General features: G+C 60.4%; 15 protein-coding genes. 7 read left to right on the top strand and 8 right to left on the bottom strand.

The window, feature by feature from the left end; all coding sequences use genetic code 11:
* Positions 1-17 precede the first annotated feature (17 nt).
* Complete coding sequence (locus tag AC1D2Q_RS02410; RefSeq protein WP_477812122.1) at positions 18-782, bottom strand: AraC family transcriptional regulator; 765 nt, start codon at positions 780-782, stop codon at positions 18-20.
* Positions 783-882: 100 nt separating this feature from the next.
* On the opposite strand from AC1D2Q_RS02410, the gene AC1D2Q_RS02405 reads away from it, so the two are divergent.
* From AC1D2Q_RS02405 to AC1D2Q_RS02390, 4 genes are all read left to right on the top strand, one after another.
* Entirely contained in the window at positions 883-2,040 is a 1,158-nt protein-coding gene (locus AC1D2Q_RS02405) for an MFS transporter (protein ID WP_477812203.1), read from the top strand.
* 45 nt (positions 2,041-2,085) lie between these two features.
* Positions 2,086-2,586 carry a sigma-70 family RNA polymerase sigma factor gene (locus tag AC1D2Q_RS02400; protein ID WP_007933071.1) on the top strand — a complete coding sequence of 167 codons (501 nt, stop codon included), beginning with the start codon at positions 2,086-2,088 and terminating at the stop codon, positions 2,584-2,586.
* A gap of 58 nt (positions 2,587-2,644) precedes the next feature.
* The gene (locus AC1D2Q_RS02395) at positions 2,645-3,619 is read left to right on the top strand and encodes a FecR family protein (protein ID WP_477812121.1); all 975 of its coding nucleotides are present in this window, start codon (positions 2,645-2,647) and stop codon (positions 3,617-3,619) included.
* Between the two features lie 97 nt (positions 3,620-3,716).
* On the top strand, positions 3,717-6,140 hold the full coding sequence (locus tag AC1D2Q_RS02390) for a TonB-dependent siderophore receptor (protein WP_477812120.1): 2,424 nt from the start codon (positions 3,717-3,719) through the stop codon (positions 6,138-6,140).
* Between the two features lie 41 nt (positions 6,141-6,181).
* Here AC1D2Q_RS02390 and AC1D2Q_RS02385 read toward each other — a convergent pair whose 3' ends face one another.
* Both AC1D2Q_RS02385 and AC1D2Q_RS02380 read right to left on the bottom strand, forming a co-directional pair.
* Positions 6,182-7,333, bottom strand: coding sequence for an MFS transporter (locus AC1D2Q_RS02385; RefSeq protein WP_477812119.1), 1,152 nt, complete (start codon positions 7,331-7,333; stop codon positions 6,182-6,184).
* A gap of 109 nt (positions 7,334-7,442) precedes the next feature.
* On the bottom strand, positions 7,443-9,026 hold the full coding sequence (locus AC1D2Q_RS02380; protein WP_477812202.1) for a glucan 1,4-alpha-maltotetraohydrolase domain-containing protein: 1,584 nt from the start codon (positions 9,024-9,026) through the stop codon (positions 7,443-7,445).
* A gap of 203 nt (positions 9,027-9,229) precedes the next feature.
* On the opposite strand from AC1D2Q_RS02380, the gene AC1D2Q_RS02375 reads away from it, so the two are divergent.
* Positions 9,230-10,222, top strand: a complete 993-nt coding sequence (locus AC1D2Q_RS02375) for a diaminopimelate epimerase (protein WP_477812118.1) — start codon at positions 9,230-9,232, stop codon at positions 10,220-10,222.
* Positions 10,223-10,279: 57 nt separating this feature from the next.
* On the opposite strand, the gene codA is transcribed toward AC1D2Q_RS02375, so the two are convergent.
* The 5 genes from codA to AC1D2Q_RS02350 all read right to left on the bottom strand — a co-directional run bounded on the left by codA (position 10,280) and on the right by AC1D2Q_RS02350 (position 15,465).
* Positions 10,280-11,524: a cytosine deaminase gene (gene codA, locus AC1D2Q_RS02370; protein WP_105344220.1), complete on the bottom strand. Its 1,245-nt coding sequence runs from the start codon at positions 11,522-11,524 to the stop codon at positions 10,280-10,282.
* Between the two features lie 13 nt (positions 11,525-11,537).
* Positions 11,538-12,809 carry a cytosine permease gene (gene codB, locus AC1D2Q_RS02365; RefSeq protein WP_105344218.1) on the bottom strand — a complete coding sequence of 424 codons (1,272 nt, stop codon included), beginning with the start codon at positions 12,807-12,809 and terminating at the stop codon, positions 11,538-11,540.
* A gap of 191 nt (positions 12,810-13,000) precedes the next feature.
* Positions 13,001-13,831 (bottom strand): alpha/beta fold hydrolase, encoded by an 831-nt coding sequence (locus tag AC1D2Q_RS02360; protein WP_477812117.1) that lies wholly within the window; start codon positions 13,829-13,831, stop codon positions 13,001-13,003.
* A 112-nt stretch (positions 13,832-13,943) separates the two neighbouring features.
* Entirely contained in the window at positions 13,944-14,300 is a 357-nt protein-coding gene (gene queD, locus AC1D2Q_RS02355; protein WP_007933061.1) for a 6-carboxytetrahydropterin synthase QueD, read from the bottom strand.
* Between the two features lie 85 nt (positions 14,301-14,385).
* Entirely contained in the window at positions 14,386-15,465 is a 1,080-nt protein-coding gene (locus AC1D2Q_RS02350; RefSeq protein ID WP_477812116.1) for a patatin-like phospholipase family protein, read from the bottom strand.
* A 268-nt stretch (positions 15,466-15,733) separates the two neighbouring features.
* Here AC1D2Q_RS02350 and AC1D2Q_RS02345 point away from each other — a divergent pair, with 268 nt between their 5' ends.
* Complete coding sequence (locus tag AC1D2Q_RS02345; protein WP_477812115.1) at positions 15,734-16,042, top strand: PepSY domain-containing protein; 309 nt, start codon at positions 15,734-15,736, stop codon at positions 16,040-16,042.
* The gene (locus AC1D2Q_RS02340; protein ID WP_477812114.1) at positions 16,042-16,347 is read left to right on the top strand and encodes a PepSY domain-containing protein; all 306 of its coding nucleotides are present in this window, start codon (positions 16,042-16,044) and stop codon (positions 16,345-16,347) included. The genes AC1D2Q_RS02345 and AC1D2Q_RS02340 overlap by 1 nt, the downstream gene beginning before the upstream one ends.
* The last annotated feature ends 3 nt before the right edge of the window (positions 16,348-16,350 follow it).

The raw sequence follows: 16,350 nt of genomic DNA, 5'->3' as shown, positions 1-16,350 counted from the left end.
CTGCAACCAGTCGTCGCTTATCTAAGCCACGCGCCAGGGGTGATGCCGGTCATGTCCTTGAAGAACGCAATGAACGCGCTGTCGCTGGCAAACCCCAGTTCAAATGCGCTGTAACTGAGGTTGCGCCCGGTGGCGAGTAATTCCATGGCGCGCATCAACCGCCACTGTTGGCGCCATTGCTGATAGCTCATGCCGGTTTCGCGCTGGAAGATTCGGCTGATCGTGCGGCCGCTGGCACCGATCTGTCTTTCCAGAACCTGGAGTACCGGCGGCAGTTGCTCTGGCGTTGCGAGCAGTGGCGCCAGACGCTTGTCCCGAGGCAGAGGCAAGAGCATCGGTTGTTGTGCGGCATCGCGTATTTCGCTCAGGCACAGACCCAACAGGTGGACAAACTTGCCCTGCTGCCAATCGGTGTCGAAGTCGGCCTTGGCGATCGGTTCCAGCACCGCTCGCAGCAGCGGGCTGACTTCAATGACGCAAACCTGTGGCGGTAGTTCGGCGCATAACTCGGGTTTCAGGTAAATGGATCGATAGTCCACGCTCTGTTTCATCACTGCGCGGTGAATGATGCCCGGCGGAATCCATGCCGCGCGGGATGGCGGCAATAGGCACAATTGCTGCGTCAGCGTGATGCGCATGCAGCCCTGACGCGTGAACAACAACTGCCCGCGCGCGTGTCGATGAAGCCCGGAATCGTGATCGCCCAGGGTCGCAGCGATACCGATAACCGGTGCCGGGAAGGTGTCGGGATTGAATGGTGCATCGGCATCGAGCCAGGCCATGGTTGTCCGATTTCAATGATTAATTGTCAGAATTTGGATAATACGTCAGTCATGGCTTCTTAAACTCCTCGGCAGTTTTTTCTTTAGGAGTGAAGTCGTGATGAATTCCAGAAACCTGCTGGTGCTGGCTATTGCCTTGCTGATGTTTGCGCAAATCGCCCAAACCCTTTACAGCCCGGCGTTGGCGGATATCGGTCAGGTATTTGCCGTTAGCCCCCAAGCGGCGGCGCAAACGCTGTCGGTGTATTTTGTGGCCTTTGCATTCGGCGTCGTGGTGTGGGGTCGGGTGTGCGACCGTATTGGCCGTCGGCCCTCGATGCTCACCGGGCTGGCGTTGTACGCCGGTGCGTCGGTGATGGCGCTGAGTGTCAGCACCTTCAGCGCGCTGCTGATGGCTCAGGCGCTGGCTGCATTTGGCGCGGCGGTCGGCTCGGTGGTGACACAAACCCTGTTGCGCGACCGCTTCAAGGGCGCGGAACTGGCGCAGGTGTTTTCGGTGATGGGTATCGCCCTTGCCGCGAGTCCGGCGATCGGCTTATTTAGCGGTGCGAGCCTGGTGCAAGCCTTTGGATATCGCGGGGTGCAGGGCTGTCTGTTGCTACTGTCCCTTGGATTGTTGCTGTGGTGCTGGCGCACGTTACCGGAAACCCGACCACAGCACCTGACCACGGCCAACCTGTTCGAGACACTGTGGCAGATGCTGCAAGACCGCGATATCTGGCGTTCGACGCTATTGGTGGCGTTATTCAATGTTGCCTTGTTCAGCTACTACAGCCTCGGCCCCTTCGTATTCGAGCGACTGGGTTTGAGTACACAGCTGTTTGGTTACAGCGGTGTGATCCTGGCCTTGGGCTCCGGGCTTGGCGCCTGGCTCAACAAGCGCTTGCTCCAACGCGGGGTTAGTGGCCCGTGGTTGATCCGGCTTGCGGCGTTGTCGGCATTGCTGGGTGGTATCGGCGTATGGCTGATGCAGGACAGTGCTCTGTTCGTGCTGGCGATGTTGCTGGTGGTATTGGCGTTCGGTATGGCAATCCCGAACATCCTCGGCTCGGCCTTGGCGAATTACGGCGATCGACTGGGCACTGCTGGCGCACTGTTCGGTTTGTTGTACTACCTGTTGATCGGTGGTGGGCTGATGTTGGCAGCCTGGAGTCAGGCATTGGGGGAAACCTTAATGCTATGTGGTGCGCTAGCCTTGCTGTTGGCGGGGACGATGACCCTCTCGTCGACGCAGGGAGGAATGAATTGCCGGGCTTAATAGGAAGTATTACTATTCGCACCTCTTTCCCGCAGCACGCCGCAAATGACCCCCAAGCTGCCCCGCAGACCCGGTTTTTTCGAACATTACGAAGAGTTGATCGGCACCTGGACCCGTCGCCTGAGAAATCGTCAGCAGGCCGAGGACCTGGCCCATGACACCTTCGTGCGGGTGCTCGAGTCCGATTCGGCGGCGGTGCAGCAACCTCGGGCGTATTTGCATCAGACCGCGCGCAACATCGCGGTGGACGGTTATCGGCGTGAGGATCGGCGAGGTGCCATGGAGTCGGAGGCGATCGATCACAGTGTGTCGTCGTCCGGCGACCCGGAGCATTTCATGCACGCGATCCAGTTGGCCGATTCCATCGAGCGGGCGCTCACCGAGTTGCCGCTCAACTGCCGCAAGGTGTTCGTCTGGCAGAAGATCGAAGGCCTGACCCAGGCCGAAATCGCCGAACGCCTGGGGTTGTCCAGGAACATGGTGGAAAAGTATATGATCCGCACCCTGCGGCATCTGCGTGATCGTCTGGACGGGTTACAACCATGATGTTGCGTCGTCCCGAACAGATCGCCGGCTTCTCATCCCCAGCCAGGCAGGACTTTCCATGATGGATACTCGTGATTGTGCGTGTGGGCAAACAACGGTTCGCGACGACGCGGCGCGGTGGTTCGTGCGTTTGCAGGAACCTGCCGTCAGCGCCGAAGAGCAGCGCCGCTTCGAGATCTGGCTGGACGAACACCCTCAGCATCGCAACGAATATCAGATACTGCAGAACCTGTGGGTGGCGGCCGATCGGCTGCCGGCCAAGCGTCTGCACGCCTTGTGTGAAACCCCGGTGGCACTCAGTAAACGTCGTCCGCTGGTGCGTTACGCGATAGCCGCCAGCGTGTTGACGGTGGCGTTCGGCCTGGGGCTGTTCAGCGGCTTGAACCCTCCGGCGACCTACACGGCTGAATATTCCACGGCCCTTGACGAGCGTCGCCATGTGGCGTTGCCGGACGGTTCGGTGATTGATCTGAACAGCCGCAGCCGGGTGCAGGTGCGCTATGAAAAGGACCGTCGCGGCATCGAGTTGACGCAAGGCGAGGCGATGTTCAGCGTCGAGCACGACAGCAGTCGACCGTTCGTGGTCGAGGCGGGCAGCGGCAAGGTCACGGTCACCGGCACCCGGTTCGATGTGCGCCGCGACAGCGCCGAAACAAGGGTCGCGGTGGAGCAGGGCACGGTCAGGGTTCAAGGGGGCGGCGATGATTTCGTCAGCCTCACCGCCGGCTTCGGCACTCGCATCAATGCCCAGGGCAAGGTGGCCGCCGCCTATGCGGTCAACCCTGCGGAACTGACCGCATGGCGCAGCGGCAAACTGGTGTTCAACAACGCCAGCCTCGGCGAAGTGGCCGAAGAAGTGTCGCGTTATCGGGAGAAACCACTGACAGTCGGCAGCGCCAGCGTGGGCAACCTGCGCCTGACCAGCGTGTTCAAATCCGACAACACCGATGCGCTGCTCAAGGCCTTGCCGAGCATTCTGCCGGTGACCATCCGCACCCTCGACGACGGCAGCCAGGAAATAATTGCCCGATAGATTCAGGTTTTTTTCGAGTTCTTCGTCTTCTTGTCCAACTGCAACTGGTTTGCATTAACAGACGCACACTCTTGCGATCCACAGGACAACGTTCGACGTGAAGAAAACCACCGCTAAAAATAACAAATCATCCTGGCTGCCCCTCGCGCTTGCCCTGGCGCTCAGCTCGGCGCTGCCTCAGGCATTCGCCGCCGACGCCATTCATATTCAGGCGCAGCCATTGGGCCAGGCCTTGAGTCAGCTGGGCCAGCAAACCTCGCTGCAGGTTTTTTTCAGCCCGGAACTGGTGGCCGGCAAACAGGCCCCGGCAGTCGATGGCAACCTCTCGCCGGAACAGGCCTTGCGCCAATTGCTGCAAGGCAGCGGTCTGCAATACCAGATCGATGAAGGTTCGGTCACGCTGATGCCGGCACCGACTTCCGCCTCAAATGGCCCGCTGGAATTGGGCGTGACCGACATCAAGGTGGTTGGTGACTGGCTCGGTGACGCCGACGCCGCCGTGGTGCAAAACCATCCGGGCGCGCGCACGGTGATCCGCCGTGAAGCGATGGTCGAGCAGGGCGCCATGAACGTCGGCGACGTATTGAAGCGCGTGCCCGGCGTGCAAGTGCAGGACGCCAACGGTACTGGCGGCAGCGACATTTCCCTGAACGTCGGCGTGCGCGGCCTGACTTCGCGCCTGTCGCCACGCTCCACCGTACTGATCGACGGTGTGCCGGCTGCCTTCGCCCCTTACGGCCAACCGCAGCTGTCGATGGCGCCGATTTCCTCCGGCAACCTCGACAGCATCGACGTGGTGCGCGGCGCCGGTTCCGTGCGTTACGGGCCGCAGAACGTCGGTGGCGTGATCAACTTCGTCACCCGCGCGATCCCGGAGAAAGCCACCGGTGAAATCGGCACCACCCTGGAAACCACCCAGCGTGGTGGCTGGAAACACATCGACACCGCGTTTCTCGGCGGCACCGCCGATAACGGCGTGGGCGTGGCGCTGTTGTATTCGGGGGTGAATGGCAACGGTTATCGCAAAAGCAACAACGGCAATGACATCGACGACGTGATCCTCAAGACTCACTGGGCGCCCACCGATCAGGACGATTTCAGCCTCAACTTCCATTACTACGACGCCAGCGCCGACATGCCCGGCGGCCTGACGCAGAAGCAGTACGACGCCGATCCGTTCCAGTCCGACCGCGACCACGACAACTTCAGCGGCCGCCGCAAGGACGTGTCGTTCAAATGGGCGCGGCAGATCGACGACCGTACCCAGGCCGAAGTGCTGACCTACTATTCCGACAGCTTCCGTGGCAGCACCATCGCCGCGCGCGACCAGAAAACCCTCAGCTCCTACCCGCGCACGTACTACACCTTCGGCATCGAGCCGCGGGTGTCCCATGTGTTCGACCTGGGCCCGACCACGCAGGAAGCCAGCGTCGGTTATCGCTACCTGAAAGAAGGCATGCACGAAGAGTCGAGCCGTCTGGCGCTGGTGAACAATCAGCCGGTGGTCAGCAAAACTTCCGATGGTCACGTGTTCCAGGACCGCACCGGGGGCACCGAAGCCCACGCCGTTTACCTCGATGACAAGATCGACGTCGGCAACTGGACCGTGACCCCCGGCATTCGTTTTGAAAGCATCAGCACCGAATGGCATGACAGGCCGGTTCTCGACACCGCCGGCAAACCGGTGCAGGAAAAACGCCGCAGCATCGACAGCAACGAACCGTTGCCGGCCTTGAGCGTGATGTATCACCTGTCCGATGCCTGGAAACTGTTCGCCAACTACGAAACCTCGTTCGGCAGCCTGCAATATTTCCAGCTCGGCCAGGGTGGTTCGGGTGACAACACCGCCAATGGCTTGAGCCCGGAAAAGGCCAAGACCTACGAGATCGGTACACGCTACAACGATGACGTGTGGGGCGGGGAAGTGACGCTGTTCTACATCGACTTCGATGACGAACTGCAATACATCAGCAACGACGTGGGCTGGACCAACCTCGGCGCGACCAAGCACCAGGGCCTTGAAGCGTCGGTGCATTACGACATGTCGGCGCTCAACCCGATGCTTGACGGCCTGACCGCCAACGCCGGTTTCACCTACACCCGCGCCACGTACGAAGGCGAGATCCCGGGCTTCAAGGGCCGTGATCTGCCGTTCTACTCGCGTCAGGTGGCCACCGCCGGGCTGCGTTACGACATCAACCGCTGGACCTACAACCTCGATGCCTTTGCCCAGTCCAAACAGCGTTCGCCGGGGACCGGTGTGAATGCCGATGGCAGCTTCAGCGGCAACTACATCACCGAAGGTTCCGCAGACGGGCAGTACGGTGACATTCCGGGTTATGTGACCTGGAACGTGCGCGGTGGTTATGACTTCGGCTCGCAGTTGTCAAACCTGAAAGTCGGCGCCGGGGTGAAAAACATCTTCGACAAGCAGTATTTCACCCGTTCCAGCGACAACAACTCGGGGATGTACGTCGGCGCGCCACGCACGTTCTTTGTACAGGCCAGCGTCGGGTTCTGATCGACCGAGTTAACTTTATCGCGGGCTTGCCCGCGATGCTTTTAAACCTTCAACACCTTCCCACCAATCGCCACCGCCACCAGCAACATCGCCATCAACCCAAAGGCAAAACTCAAACTGCTGCCATGGGCGATAAAGCCGATCACCGCTGGCCCGGCGAGAATCCCGGCATAGCCCAACGTGGTAATGGCCGGCACGGCAATGCTTTCGGGCATGACGGTCTGTTTACCAACAGCGGTGTATAGCACCGGCACAATGTTCGAACAGCCGGCTCCCAACAACGCATAACCCACCAGCGCCGCTTCCCATGCCGGTGCGAATGTCGCCAGCGCCAGGCCCGATGCGGCCATCAAGCCACCGAACACTATCACTCGCGTATAACCAAGACGTCGAACAATCCGGTCGCCGGTCAAGCGCCCGAGCGTCATGGTCAGCGCAAACGCTGCATAACCCAGGCCTGCATACGCCGTGTCGATGCCGCGCTCCTGCGCCAGGAACACCGCGCTCCAGTCGAGTGCCGCGCCTTCGGCCAGGAACACGATGAAGCACATCCCGCCGATAAACAGCACGATGCCGTGAGGCACGGCAAATGCCGGGCCGGAGCTTTCACTGCCGTAAGGCAACAGGTGCGGCGCGGCTTTGAGCAATGCCAGCACTAGAATCACGATCACTACCAACATCGCCCCCAGCGGCGAAAAGCCCAAGCCGAGCAGGGCGCTGACACCCGCCGCGCCGACGATCCCGCCGAGGCTGAACAGCCCATGAAAACCCGACATCATGGTCTTGCCGCTGGCCCGCTCGACGATCACCGCTTGCAGGTTCACCGTCGAATCCACCGTGCCCAGGCCGGCGCCGAACATGAACAACGCCGCGATCAACGCCGGAATCGAAGACACCGTCGCCAACAGCGGCAATGCCGCACAGATCAACAAAGTGCCGCCGCTCAACACCCGACGGCAGCCGAAGCGCGTTGCCAGAATCCCGGCCATGGGCATCGCCAGAATCGAGCCCACCCCCAGACACAACAGCAACAGCCCGAGGGTGCCTTCATCCAGCCCGGCCCGTGCCTTGGCGTAAGGCACCAGCGGCGCCCAGGCCGCGATGCCGAAACCGGCGATGAAAAAGGCGATGCGCGTGGACATCTGTTCCAGGCGTCCGGGGATGACGGGCGCGGGAGTATTGAAGGCAGTCATGAAAAGTCCTTGGTGTTGCGGGTTGCTGACGATAGGCAGGGCAACATCGTTGCATATCAGGCGGCGTCCCGCGACCTTGAAAGCTTTTCACGGCAATGGAACCGAATGCCTAAAACGTACCTCGCGTTTCACTGACTGCGCCACTGGTGAAGTTGACGTTGGGATCCGGTTGCCAACGTACAGCGCCTGACGGGTCATCGCTACGCACGATGCATTTCCAATCAATATTTTTTTGAGCAGGCAAATCGATGGCGCCCGTCCAGCGGTTTTCCTGCGGGTTATTGTTCAGGCGAATGGCATGGGCGGGATCCCAGGCACCCAGTTCAATGGATGAACCTGCGACATACACACTCTGCCCGGGTTGAGGGCTGGTATTGGCACATGTGAAGCGGACAGTGACGGGTGACTGTTCGGGTGGTGTGCTCCAGATCCGGATTTTTCCACTGTCCGATGTGAGCGTCGGTTGGCTCAGTCCTTCGGGGAGTTTTGCAAAGTCGGAACTCAGGGCGATGATCAGGCTCTTGCGCACGCCTGTTGTCGTAGCGACCAGCCCTGAATATTGGGTGTGGAAGCGGATCGGCGAGTCAGCCTTGATACCGGCTTCCTTGCGAAGCTTGATCAATTGACGAATCAGGTCGCCGCGCTGCCAGTCATACATGTCAGGCCAGTACACGGCTGGCGTGCCTGGGCTGCTGAGGATATAAGCGTAGGCCTGATTGCGCAGTTCTTCGGGTAATGCCCAATGATGTTGGCCTCCATAGCGTCCCGGGGAGTAGCCAGTGTCATGGTTATCGACAAAGGTGATGGCCGTCTTGCGCCAGGTTGAATCCGGGTTGCCATTCAGCCCATGTCGCCACTCTGCAATCGAACCATTCTGCATCCGCTCCTTGAGGGCGAAGTCAAAGACTGTGCAGCGCGAACGATCGGACCAATCCTTGAGTGAGTCCTGCCAACTGGCCTTACTGCGCCAATCGTTGGCCGGGTACTCGCTGGGACCTTTCCACATTTCACCAACACATAACTGCTGATCGCCAAAAGCCTTCATCCAGCGGTCGACCGTTTCCGGTGCATAACCCCGGACAAAGTCGAAGCGCAGGCCTTTGGCTGCGTAATGTTCGCGAAGGTTGATGAGCTCATTTTTAAAGGTGTCGAACACATGTGCATTGCCAGTGTTCAGATCGGCATTGCCGTCGATAAATGAATCGCCTTCATCGCACTCGGCACAATCGTGGCGCCATTCCCTGTGACCTCTGGGAAATAGTGAATCATTTCCATTGCTGTCATTCATGTGGTTGGGCACCACGTCATAGACGACTTCCACTCCGGCTTTATTCAGCGCCATGGCGGCTGTTTTGAGTTGCTCGTCAGTGCCGTACTGGCTGTTTTTATCGAAGCTGCCCCAGAAATAACCTTCACCTCCACCGGAGGTGCCTTTGCTGCTGTCCTCCCAACTTGAAGTGTCCCGCCACGGCGGCGGCATCCAGATAGTGGTAAAACCATCGTTGCCGATCTGACCAGCCAAGCGTGTTAGTACCACATACCATTTTTCGGGTGTATTGCGGCTGGAGTTCCAATGGAAACCCTGCAACAGGATTTCTTCTCCTGTGCCATTGCGCACCGGAACTGTTTCATCGGCGATGGCTGCCGCAGTCAATATCAGGGAAAGGAGCAGAGGTAATAGTGCCCTTTTCATGGTCGTCTTCCGAATCTGGATGAAGAGTTCCACTCTGTGCTGCGTCCTGAAGATTGTCTGCTGTCATAACTGACAGGTTGTTCCAACTATTTCGAAATAAAGGACAGGCGTTTCATGACTGTCATAAAGCGCGTCTGGCAGATGTGATTTCTCTTGTCAGCGCCTAAAGTACAAGCTCTTCAAGCTGACTTCAGGATCGATTCATGACGCCGTTCTACGATGCTCGAGGCAATATCTACGCGGTGGTGGCACCTGACGCCCTGCGCAGTAGTGGTATCGACCTGCCTGACCACGCCAGCCAGGCTGCGCAAACCCGTGAGACCTGGGCCGTGTCAGCCATCGAGGCATTCTGCGGCTGGGCTCCCGGGACACAACCGCCCGGCAGCAAGGCGCATCGTTGCGATGGCTTGCTGGTGGGGCCGTTTCAATCGTCGCCGCCTTTTGACCTGTTGATCGTCAACACCGACGGCACTCTGGCTGAACGCAGTGGCAATGGCCTGACGATTTTTTCCCAGGCCCTGAGTGAACAAGGGCTGATGCCGAGGGAGGAGGCTTGCCTGCTCAGGGTTCATCACGACAAGAACGATGCGCTCTCGCCAGTGACGACTTCGGTGAAGCCCGCCGAAATCGATGGCGTGCAAGGGTTCTGGCTGGACTTGGGGCAGCCTTCGTTCGGGCCTGAAGCGGTGGGTGCGCAAGGGGTCGAAACCGTGCTGTTGAACGGGCGCGATGTCAGCCATGTGCGGCCATTATCGACGCTCGACCCTGCCTGGAACCGCAGCCAGTTCGTGCGCATCGGTAATCCCCATTGTGTGACGTTAGTGACAGGCGCCGATGCGTTGCCGAGCAACGCGCAAATGCGTGAGCCGGAGTTGTCTGGAGGGTTGACCCGCATCGCTTACGCCACGCCGACCGGGGCAGGGCAGCCGTGTGCGGCAGGCGTGAACCTGCAATGGGCGATGCTTGAATCCGAAGGGCGAATCGTTGCGCGGGTGTTCGAGCGTGGCGAAGGGCCGACCGAGTCGTCGGGCACCAGCGCCAGTGCGGTGGCGTGCGCGGCGTGGCGAGTGGGTTGGGTGGCGGCCGGGGCAGTGAAAGTGGTCATGCCCGGCGGCACGGCGCCGATTCTGCTGGAAGAACGGGAGGGCGAATTGAGTCGGGTCAGGTTGTTTGGGACGGCGCGGTTGATGGGGTGATTTTGAGACCGTCATCGCGAGCCAGCTCGCGATGACGCCCGAACGGTCAGCGAAGATTCAGAGCCGATCCGCCCACTCAACCACCGGCATCTGCCGCTTCATCAACACCTTGCCCCCACGTATCGAATACAGCGGCAGACCCTGGCTGCGGATCACCTCGTAATCGCTGTCCGCCGACAGAATCAGCAGATTCGCCGGCCGGCCCAGTTCCAATCCATAGCGATCGCCCAGGTTCATCGCCTTGGCACTGTTGTCCGTGACCAGGTCCAGCGCACTCTGCAAATTGCGATAACCGAGCATGTGGCAGATGTGCAAACCGGCCTCGAGCACCCGCAGAATGTTGCCGTTGCCCAACGGATACCACGGGTCGACGATCGAGTCCTGACCGAAACACACGTTCATCCCCGCTTCGAGCAACTCATTCACCCGGGTCACGCCACGGCGTTTCGGGAAGGTGTCGAAGCGGCCTTGCAGGTGAATGCTTTCGGTGGGGCAAGAAACAAAACTGATCCCCGAGTGCCCGAGCAAGCGAAACAGTTTCGCGCAGTAAGCGTTGTCATAGGAGCCCATGGCCGTGGTGTGGCTGGCGGTGACACGCGAACCCATGTCGCGGCTGCGGGCCTCTTCGGCCAGCACTTCAAGGAAGCGTGAGTGCGGGTCGTCGGTTTCGTCGCAATGCACGTCCACCAGACAACCGGTGCGTTCGGCCAGGTCCATCAGGAACTTCACCGAGCTCACGCCCTGGTCCCGGGTGTATTCGAAATGCGGAATGCCCCCGACCACATCGGCGCCCAGACGGATCGCTTCTTCCATCAGCTCGCGCCCGTTGCGGTACGACTCGATGCCTTCCTGGGGGAACGCGACGATTTGCAGGTCGATCAGGTGGCGGCTTTCCTCGCGGACTTCGAGCATCGCCTTGAGCGCGGTCAGCTCCGGGTCGGTGACATCGACGTGGGTGCGCACATGCTGGATGCCATGGGCGGCGAGGGTCTGGATGGTTTTTTTGGCGCGGGTCTTGGTGTCTTCCTGAGTGATGGTGGCCTTGCGCTCGCCCCAGCACTCGATGCCTTCGAACAGCGTGCCGCTCATGTTCCAGCGCGGTTCGCCGGCAGTCAGGGTGGCGTCGAGGTGAATGTGCGGTTCGACGAAGGGCGGTACCACCAGATTACCGCCGGCGTCCAGGTCATTTGGCCCCAGTGAAGGGGCTTCGGTTTGCCGGGCGATGCTGTGAATCAGGCCGTTTTCCAGGTGCAACTCATGCAGGCCTTCTTGGTTGCGCAGGCGGGCGTTGATGATGTGCATCAGGCGAGTCCTTTTAGAGATCTTGTAGTGGCGCTTCGGCGGTACGGGCACCCAGTACGCCGGTCAATAACACATACGTTAGCGCGGCAGTGGCAATCCCTACCAGAGGCGCGACCCACGGGGAGCTGAATGCCGCGACGGTGCCGACCGCATAAGCGCTCAGGCCAGGCCAGTTGAACGCCGGCAACCGGGCATCGGCCAGGCGTGGATATTGCCCACGGTAACGGAAGAAAAAGTCCGCCATGATCACCCCGCCAATCGGCGGAATCACCGTGCCCAGCAGAATCAGGTAAGGCACCAGCATGTCGTACATGCCCAGCAGCGCCAGCAGCGTGCCGATCACCGCGCCGGCCAGGGTCACGGTTTTGCGCCGACCGGTGCGCAACAGATTGCAGCCGGCGACGGCGAAGTTGTAGATGGTGTTGTCCTGGGTGCTCCAGATGTTGAGCAGCAACATCGCCATCGCGGCCATGGCGAAACCTTGCAGCAACAGCACTTCGACCACGTCCGGTTGCTGATAGACGATGGCGCCGTAGGCACCGATCAACACCATCAGGCCGTTGCCGATGAAAAAGCCGATCAGGCTCGCCAGCACTGCGACCCGCGCCGAACGGGAGAAGCGTGTCCAGTTGGTCGCCTGGGTCGCGCCACTGACAAAGGTGCCGAACACCAGGGTAATCGCGGTCGACCAGTCCAGTGTTGCCGTCGGCACCACGGCCAGCAAACCCTCGAGCCCGCCGACCTTCACCGTCGCGACCCACATCGACAGCATCAGCAGCAACATCATGGCGGGGACGGCGATGTAAGACAGAATCTCCAGTCCTCGATAGCCGATGTACGCCGTGGCGCAAAAGCCCAGGCCGAACAGCACCATCAGCCCCAGAACGGTGCCATCGCTCAGTTGGAAATATTTGCCGAGTACGACGGCTGCGGTCGCGGTGCCCCAGGCGTACCAGCCGATCTGGGTGAAGCCGAGGATCAGGTCGCTGAGCTTACTGCCCACTTCGCCGAAGCAGAAACGGCCCATCAGCACCGAATTGAGGCCGCTTTTGAAAGCGATGTAGCCAAGCCCGGCTGCGTAGAGTCCCAGCAGCAGGTTGCCGACGATAATCACCGTCAGCATCTCGCCGAAACTGAACGCCACCCCCAGCTTGCCGCCGGCAAACATGGTCGCTGTGAAAAAGGTAAAACCCAGCAGCACCATGGCCGTGGAGGCAAGCCCCTTGCGGGCATGCATCGGGACTTCGCTGAGGGGGTAATCGTTGCCCGGATCGTTCTGCGTCATGTGGCATTCCTTGCTGGATGGAGGACGCGAGGGTGTTGCAGTGCTCGTGCCAATGGCGCGAGGGTGTTGTTCTTTATAGCCGAGCAGGCGGATTTGGCCTGAAGAGGGGCACGAAAGCGGTGCGGCTGTGGTTCAAATTGGAACGCAGCAAGCAGGTAGTCACAAAACCTTGTGGCGAGGGGCTCCGTCGATCAGGCGTTCTGTGCCAACGGCAAAAACCGCAATATCGCCGCCATGATCGCCTCCGGTGCATCCTCCTGCACCAGATGCCCGGCATTCGCAACGGGATGAAACTGCGACCCCGCAATCATCTGATGCAACGCCCGCCCGCGCTCGATGGGAATCCACTGATCGTCTTCCCCCCAGAGAATCTGCACCGGGCAGCGAATCGTCGGGTACAGCGTTTCGACCTCGCGGGTATAACGCTCATCCATCTGCGCGATCTGCCGATAGAACGCCGCTTGCCCCGAATCACCCAGCCAGGGCTGCACGTAAGGCGCCAGCTCCTGATCGGAAATCTCGCGCTTGATCGCGCCACGAATATAGGTCGGCACAATCGCCCGTTGAATGTAATCAGGCAGCCCGCTGAACGCCGCTTCATGCTGACGCACATGCTGCACGAACGGCGAACCCCAGGGCGATAGCGCCACCGGGTCAATCAGCGTCAGGCTGCGGTAATCCTTGCCATTGAGCAGATGCGCGCGCAACGCGGTGGCGCCGCCAAAATCGTGGGCTACCACGTCTGGCCGTTCCAGGCCCCAGTGCTCCAGCAATTGCGCCAACAGTTGGTTTTGTACGCCCAGCGACACATCGCCGTTCGGCTGTGCGGACTGCCCGTAACCCAGCAAATCGAAGTAATACACCCGGTGCGAGGTGATGAAGTGCGGCGCGATCCGGTGCCACACATGAGAAGAGAAGGGCGTGCCATGCACGAACACCAGCGGCGGGCCGTCGCCACGTACGGCGTAGCGAACGGAGTGCCCGTTGAAACGATAGGTCTGAGCCAGCGGCCAGTCAGTCATGGGTGCGTCCTCTTGGCGTGTGCGAGCCCAAAAGCATAGGCATAAAAAACAGCCATTGAAGGCTGTTTCTCTATTCACTGACGAAACGCATTCTCCTTGTGGGATTTACGTTTTACTCGCCGCGATAGATGCAACCGCTGGTGCAGGTCTCGTGAATCCGGATCGCGCTGAGTTCCGGCAACAACGGCTTCAACTCATTCCAGATCCACTTGGCCAGCACTTCGCTGGTCGGGTTTTCCAGGCCGGGAATGTCGTTCAGGTAGTTGTGGTCGAGGCGCTCGTAGAGCGGCTTGAAGATCTCTTTGATTTCCGAGAAATCGCGGATCCAGCCGGTGTGCGGATCGAGGTCGCCGCTCAGGTGAATCGCCACTTTGAACGAATGACCGTGAAGGCGGCCGCACTTGTGGCCGTCCGGTACGTGGGGCAGGCGATGGGCGGATTCGAAGGTAAATTCTTTGAAGATTTCCACAGTGATGTTCAGCTCTTTCAGGTGGCGATCGCCGCGGCGATGTGGGCAGGAGGCGAGTTTACCAGAGCTCTGGGCAAAACACTGACTAAAGGGTCAGCAAGCGCTCGCCGAGGCGACCGTTGGCGGTCAGTTCGAGGAACTCATCGCCCAGGCGACGGCTTTCATCCATCGTCGCGCGCCAGTACTTCTGCCGGCTCGGGGCATCGCCCATGAAGCGCTTGAAGTCGTTGCGGTCCGGTAGTTTGCCGTAGGGCAGGCGTGCCAGGTATTCCTTCGACGGTGCCAGCAGCAGAACATCCTGCAAGCGCTCAGGGCAGGCGCGGCGCCATGGCAGCGTCTTGTCGAACCAGCCGGGGATCACCCGGTCGGTGAAGTGCGGATACAGCACGATGTCGTTGCCGCTGTAGGGCAGGTCGAGGTGATAGTCCAGCAGACCGCCATCGCGGAACGTCCCCGCGCCTGCGCCCGGCAGGTCGCGCACGCCTTGCATGACCATCGGGATCGAACCCGAGGCGAGCAGGGCCTGGCGCAGGTTGCCGGCATTCAGTGAGATAAAGCGCGACGGGAAGTCATTCAGCGCGTTGACCGGTGGTGCCAGGCGCGGGTCGTGGATGATCAGCCGCTCGAAATGCCGCGACAGCCGTGCGCGACCGCGCAGGTTGTCGGCGATCACTGACGACAGGCCCAGCCCCAACCGGCCGCGATGATCGTCCGCCAACAGGCCGTGGCTTTTGACCACCATGATGTTCAGGCGGTAGTGGGCGTTATCCAGAATCGAGGCATCGCGGCCGTCGAGCAAGTCATCGAGCATGCGCCGGGAGCTCTGGCTGATCTGCGCCATGGTCACGCCCTTGGCGAAGTTCTGCCCGGTGTACAGATGGCCGAGGCGGCGGATGCCTTCGGCGGCATCCGGCAGGCAGGCGCTGGCGAACCGCCAGGAACCCACCGAGGCGCCGATCAGCGAACGCTCCCGGGGCGCCGCCGGCAGCCATTCGCCAAACAGCGCCAGGTCCAGACCCTGAATCCCCAGCGCTTTCGGGCCACCGGCGGCGCCCGGCAACGTGCCTACATCGGCAGCGCTCAAGCCGTTGGCACGGATGCGCGCCAGAGCACGCGGGCCGGCCTTGAGGATCAGGGAAGGGAACTTGATGTGGATAGCGGTCATACCGGTCTCGATGTCTGGCAAGCAGGGATTATAAGCACCTCTTGGGCTGCGATTGTCCCCGATCAATGCAGGAGCTGCCGAAGGCTGCGATCTTTTGATTTTGATTTTTGGCGTTTATGACGCAGCCAAAGATCAAAAGATCGCAGCCTTCGGCAGCTCCTACGGGTTATGCGTAAGCTATTCCCAATGATGGCAATTCAGTTTCAGTTAAGTTCGAATCGCTAAGGTCGCTCCGTAGGCAACACATAAGAAAATATGGAGCCACCCCATGAAAATCCTGACTGCCCTGTTCTCCGCGTTCCTCATCAGCCTGACCGCCAGCCTCGCCCATGCCCGCGACCTGGGCCCCGACGAAACCCTGAGACTGCGCGACGCTGGTACCATTGTGTCTTTCGAGACGCTCAACGCCACCGCTCTGGCCAAACACCCCGGCTCGACCATCACCGGAACCGAGCTCGAAGAAGCGTACGGCAAGTACAAATACCAGATGGAACTGCGCGACCCGCAAGGCATTGAGTGGGATATGGAATTGGATGCGGTCAGCGGGCAGGTCCTCAGGGATCATCAGGATACGTAATGAAGGTGCTTTCATTTTCAAGCATGGCGCTGGTGCTTCTGGCTTTTTGCTCGGTGGCCGTGGCCCGCGACCTGGATCAAGACGAAGCCCTGCGCCTGCGCCAACAGGGCGTGATCCTGCCGCTGGAGCAGCTCTTGCAGCAAGCGCTGGACCGCTATCCCGGGGCCAAGTTGCTGGAAGCCGAGCTTGAAGAAAAACACGACGTCTATGTTTATGAAGTCGAGCTGCTGACCGCCGAAGGCGTGGTGCGCGAGCTGGACGTCGATGCCACCACCGGCCACCTGCTGAAAGACAAGGAAGATTGACCG

The organism is Pseudomonas sp. P1_A1, from assembly GCF_056406935.1.
The sequence above is the reverse complement of the archived record's forward strand: the minus strand, read 5'-3'. Positions and strand labels throughout refer to the sequence as shown.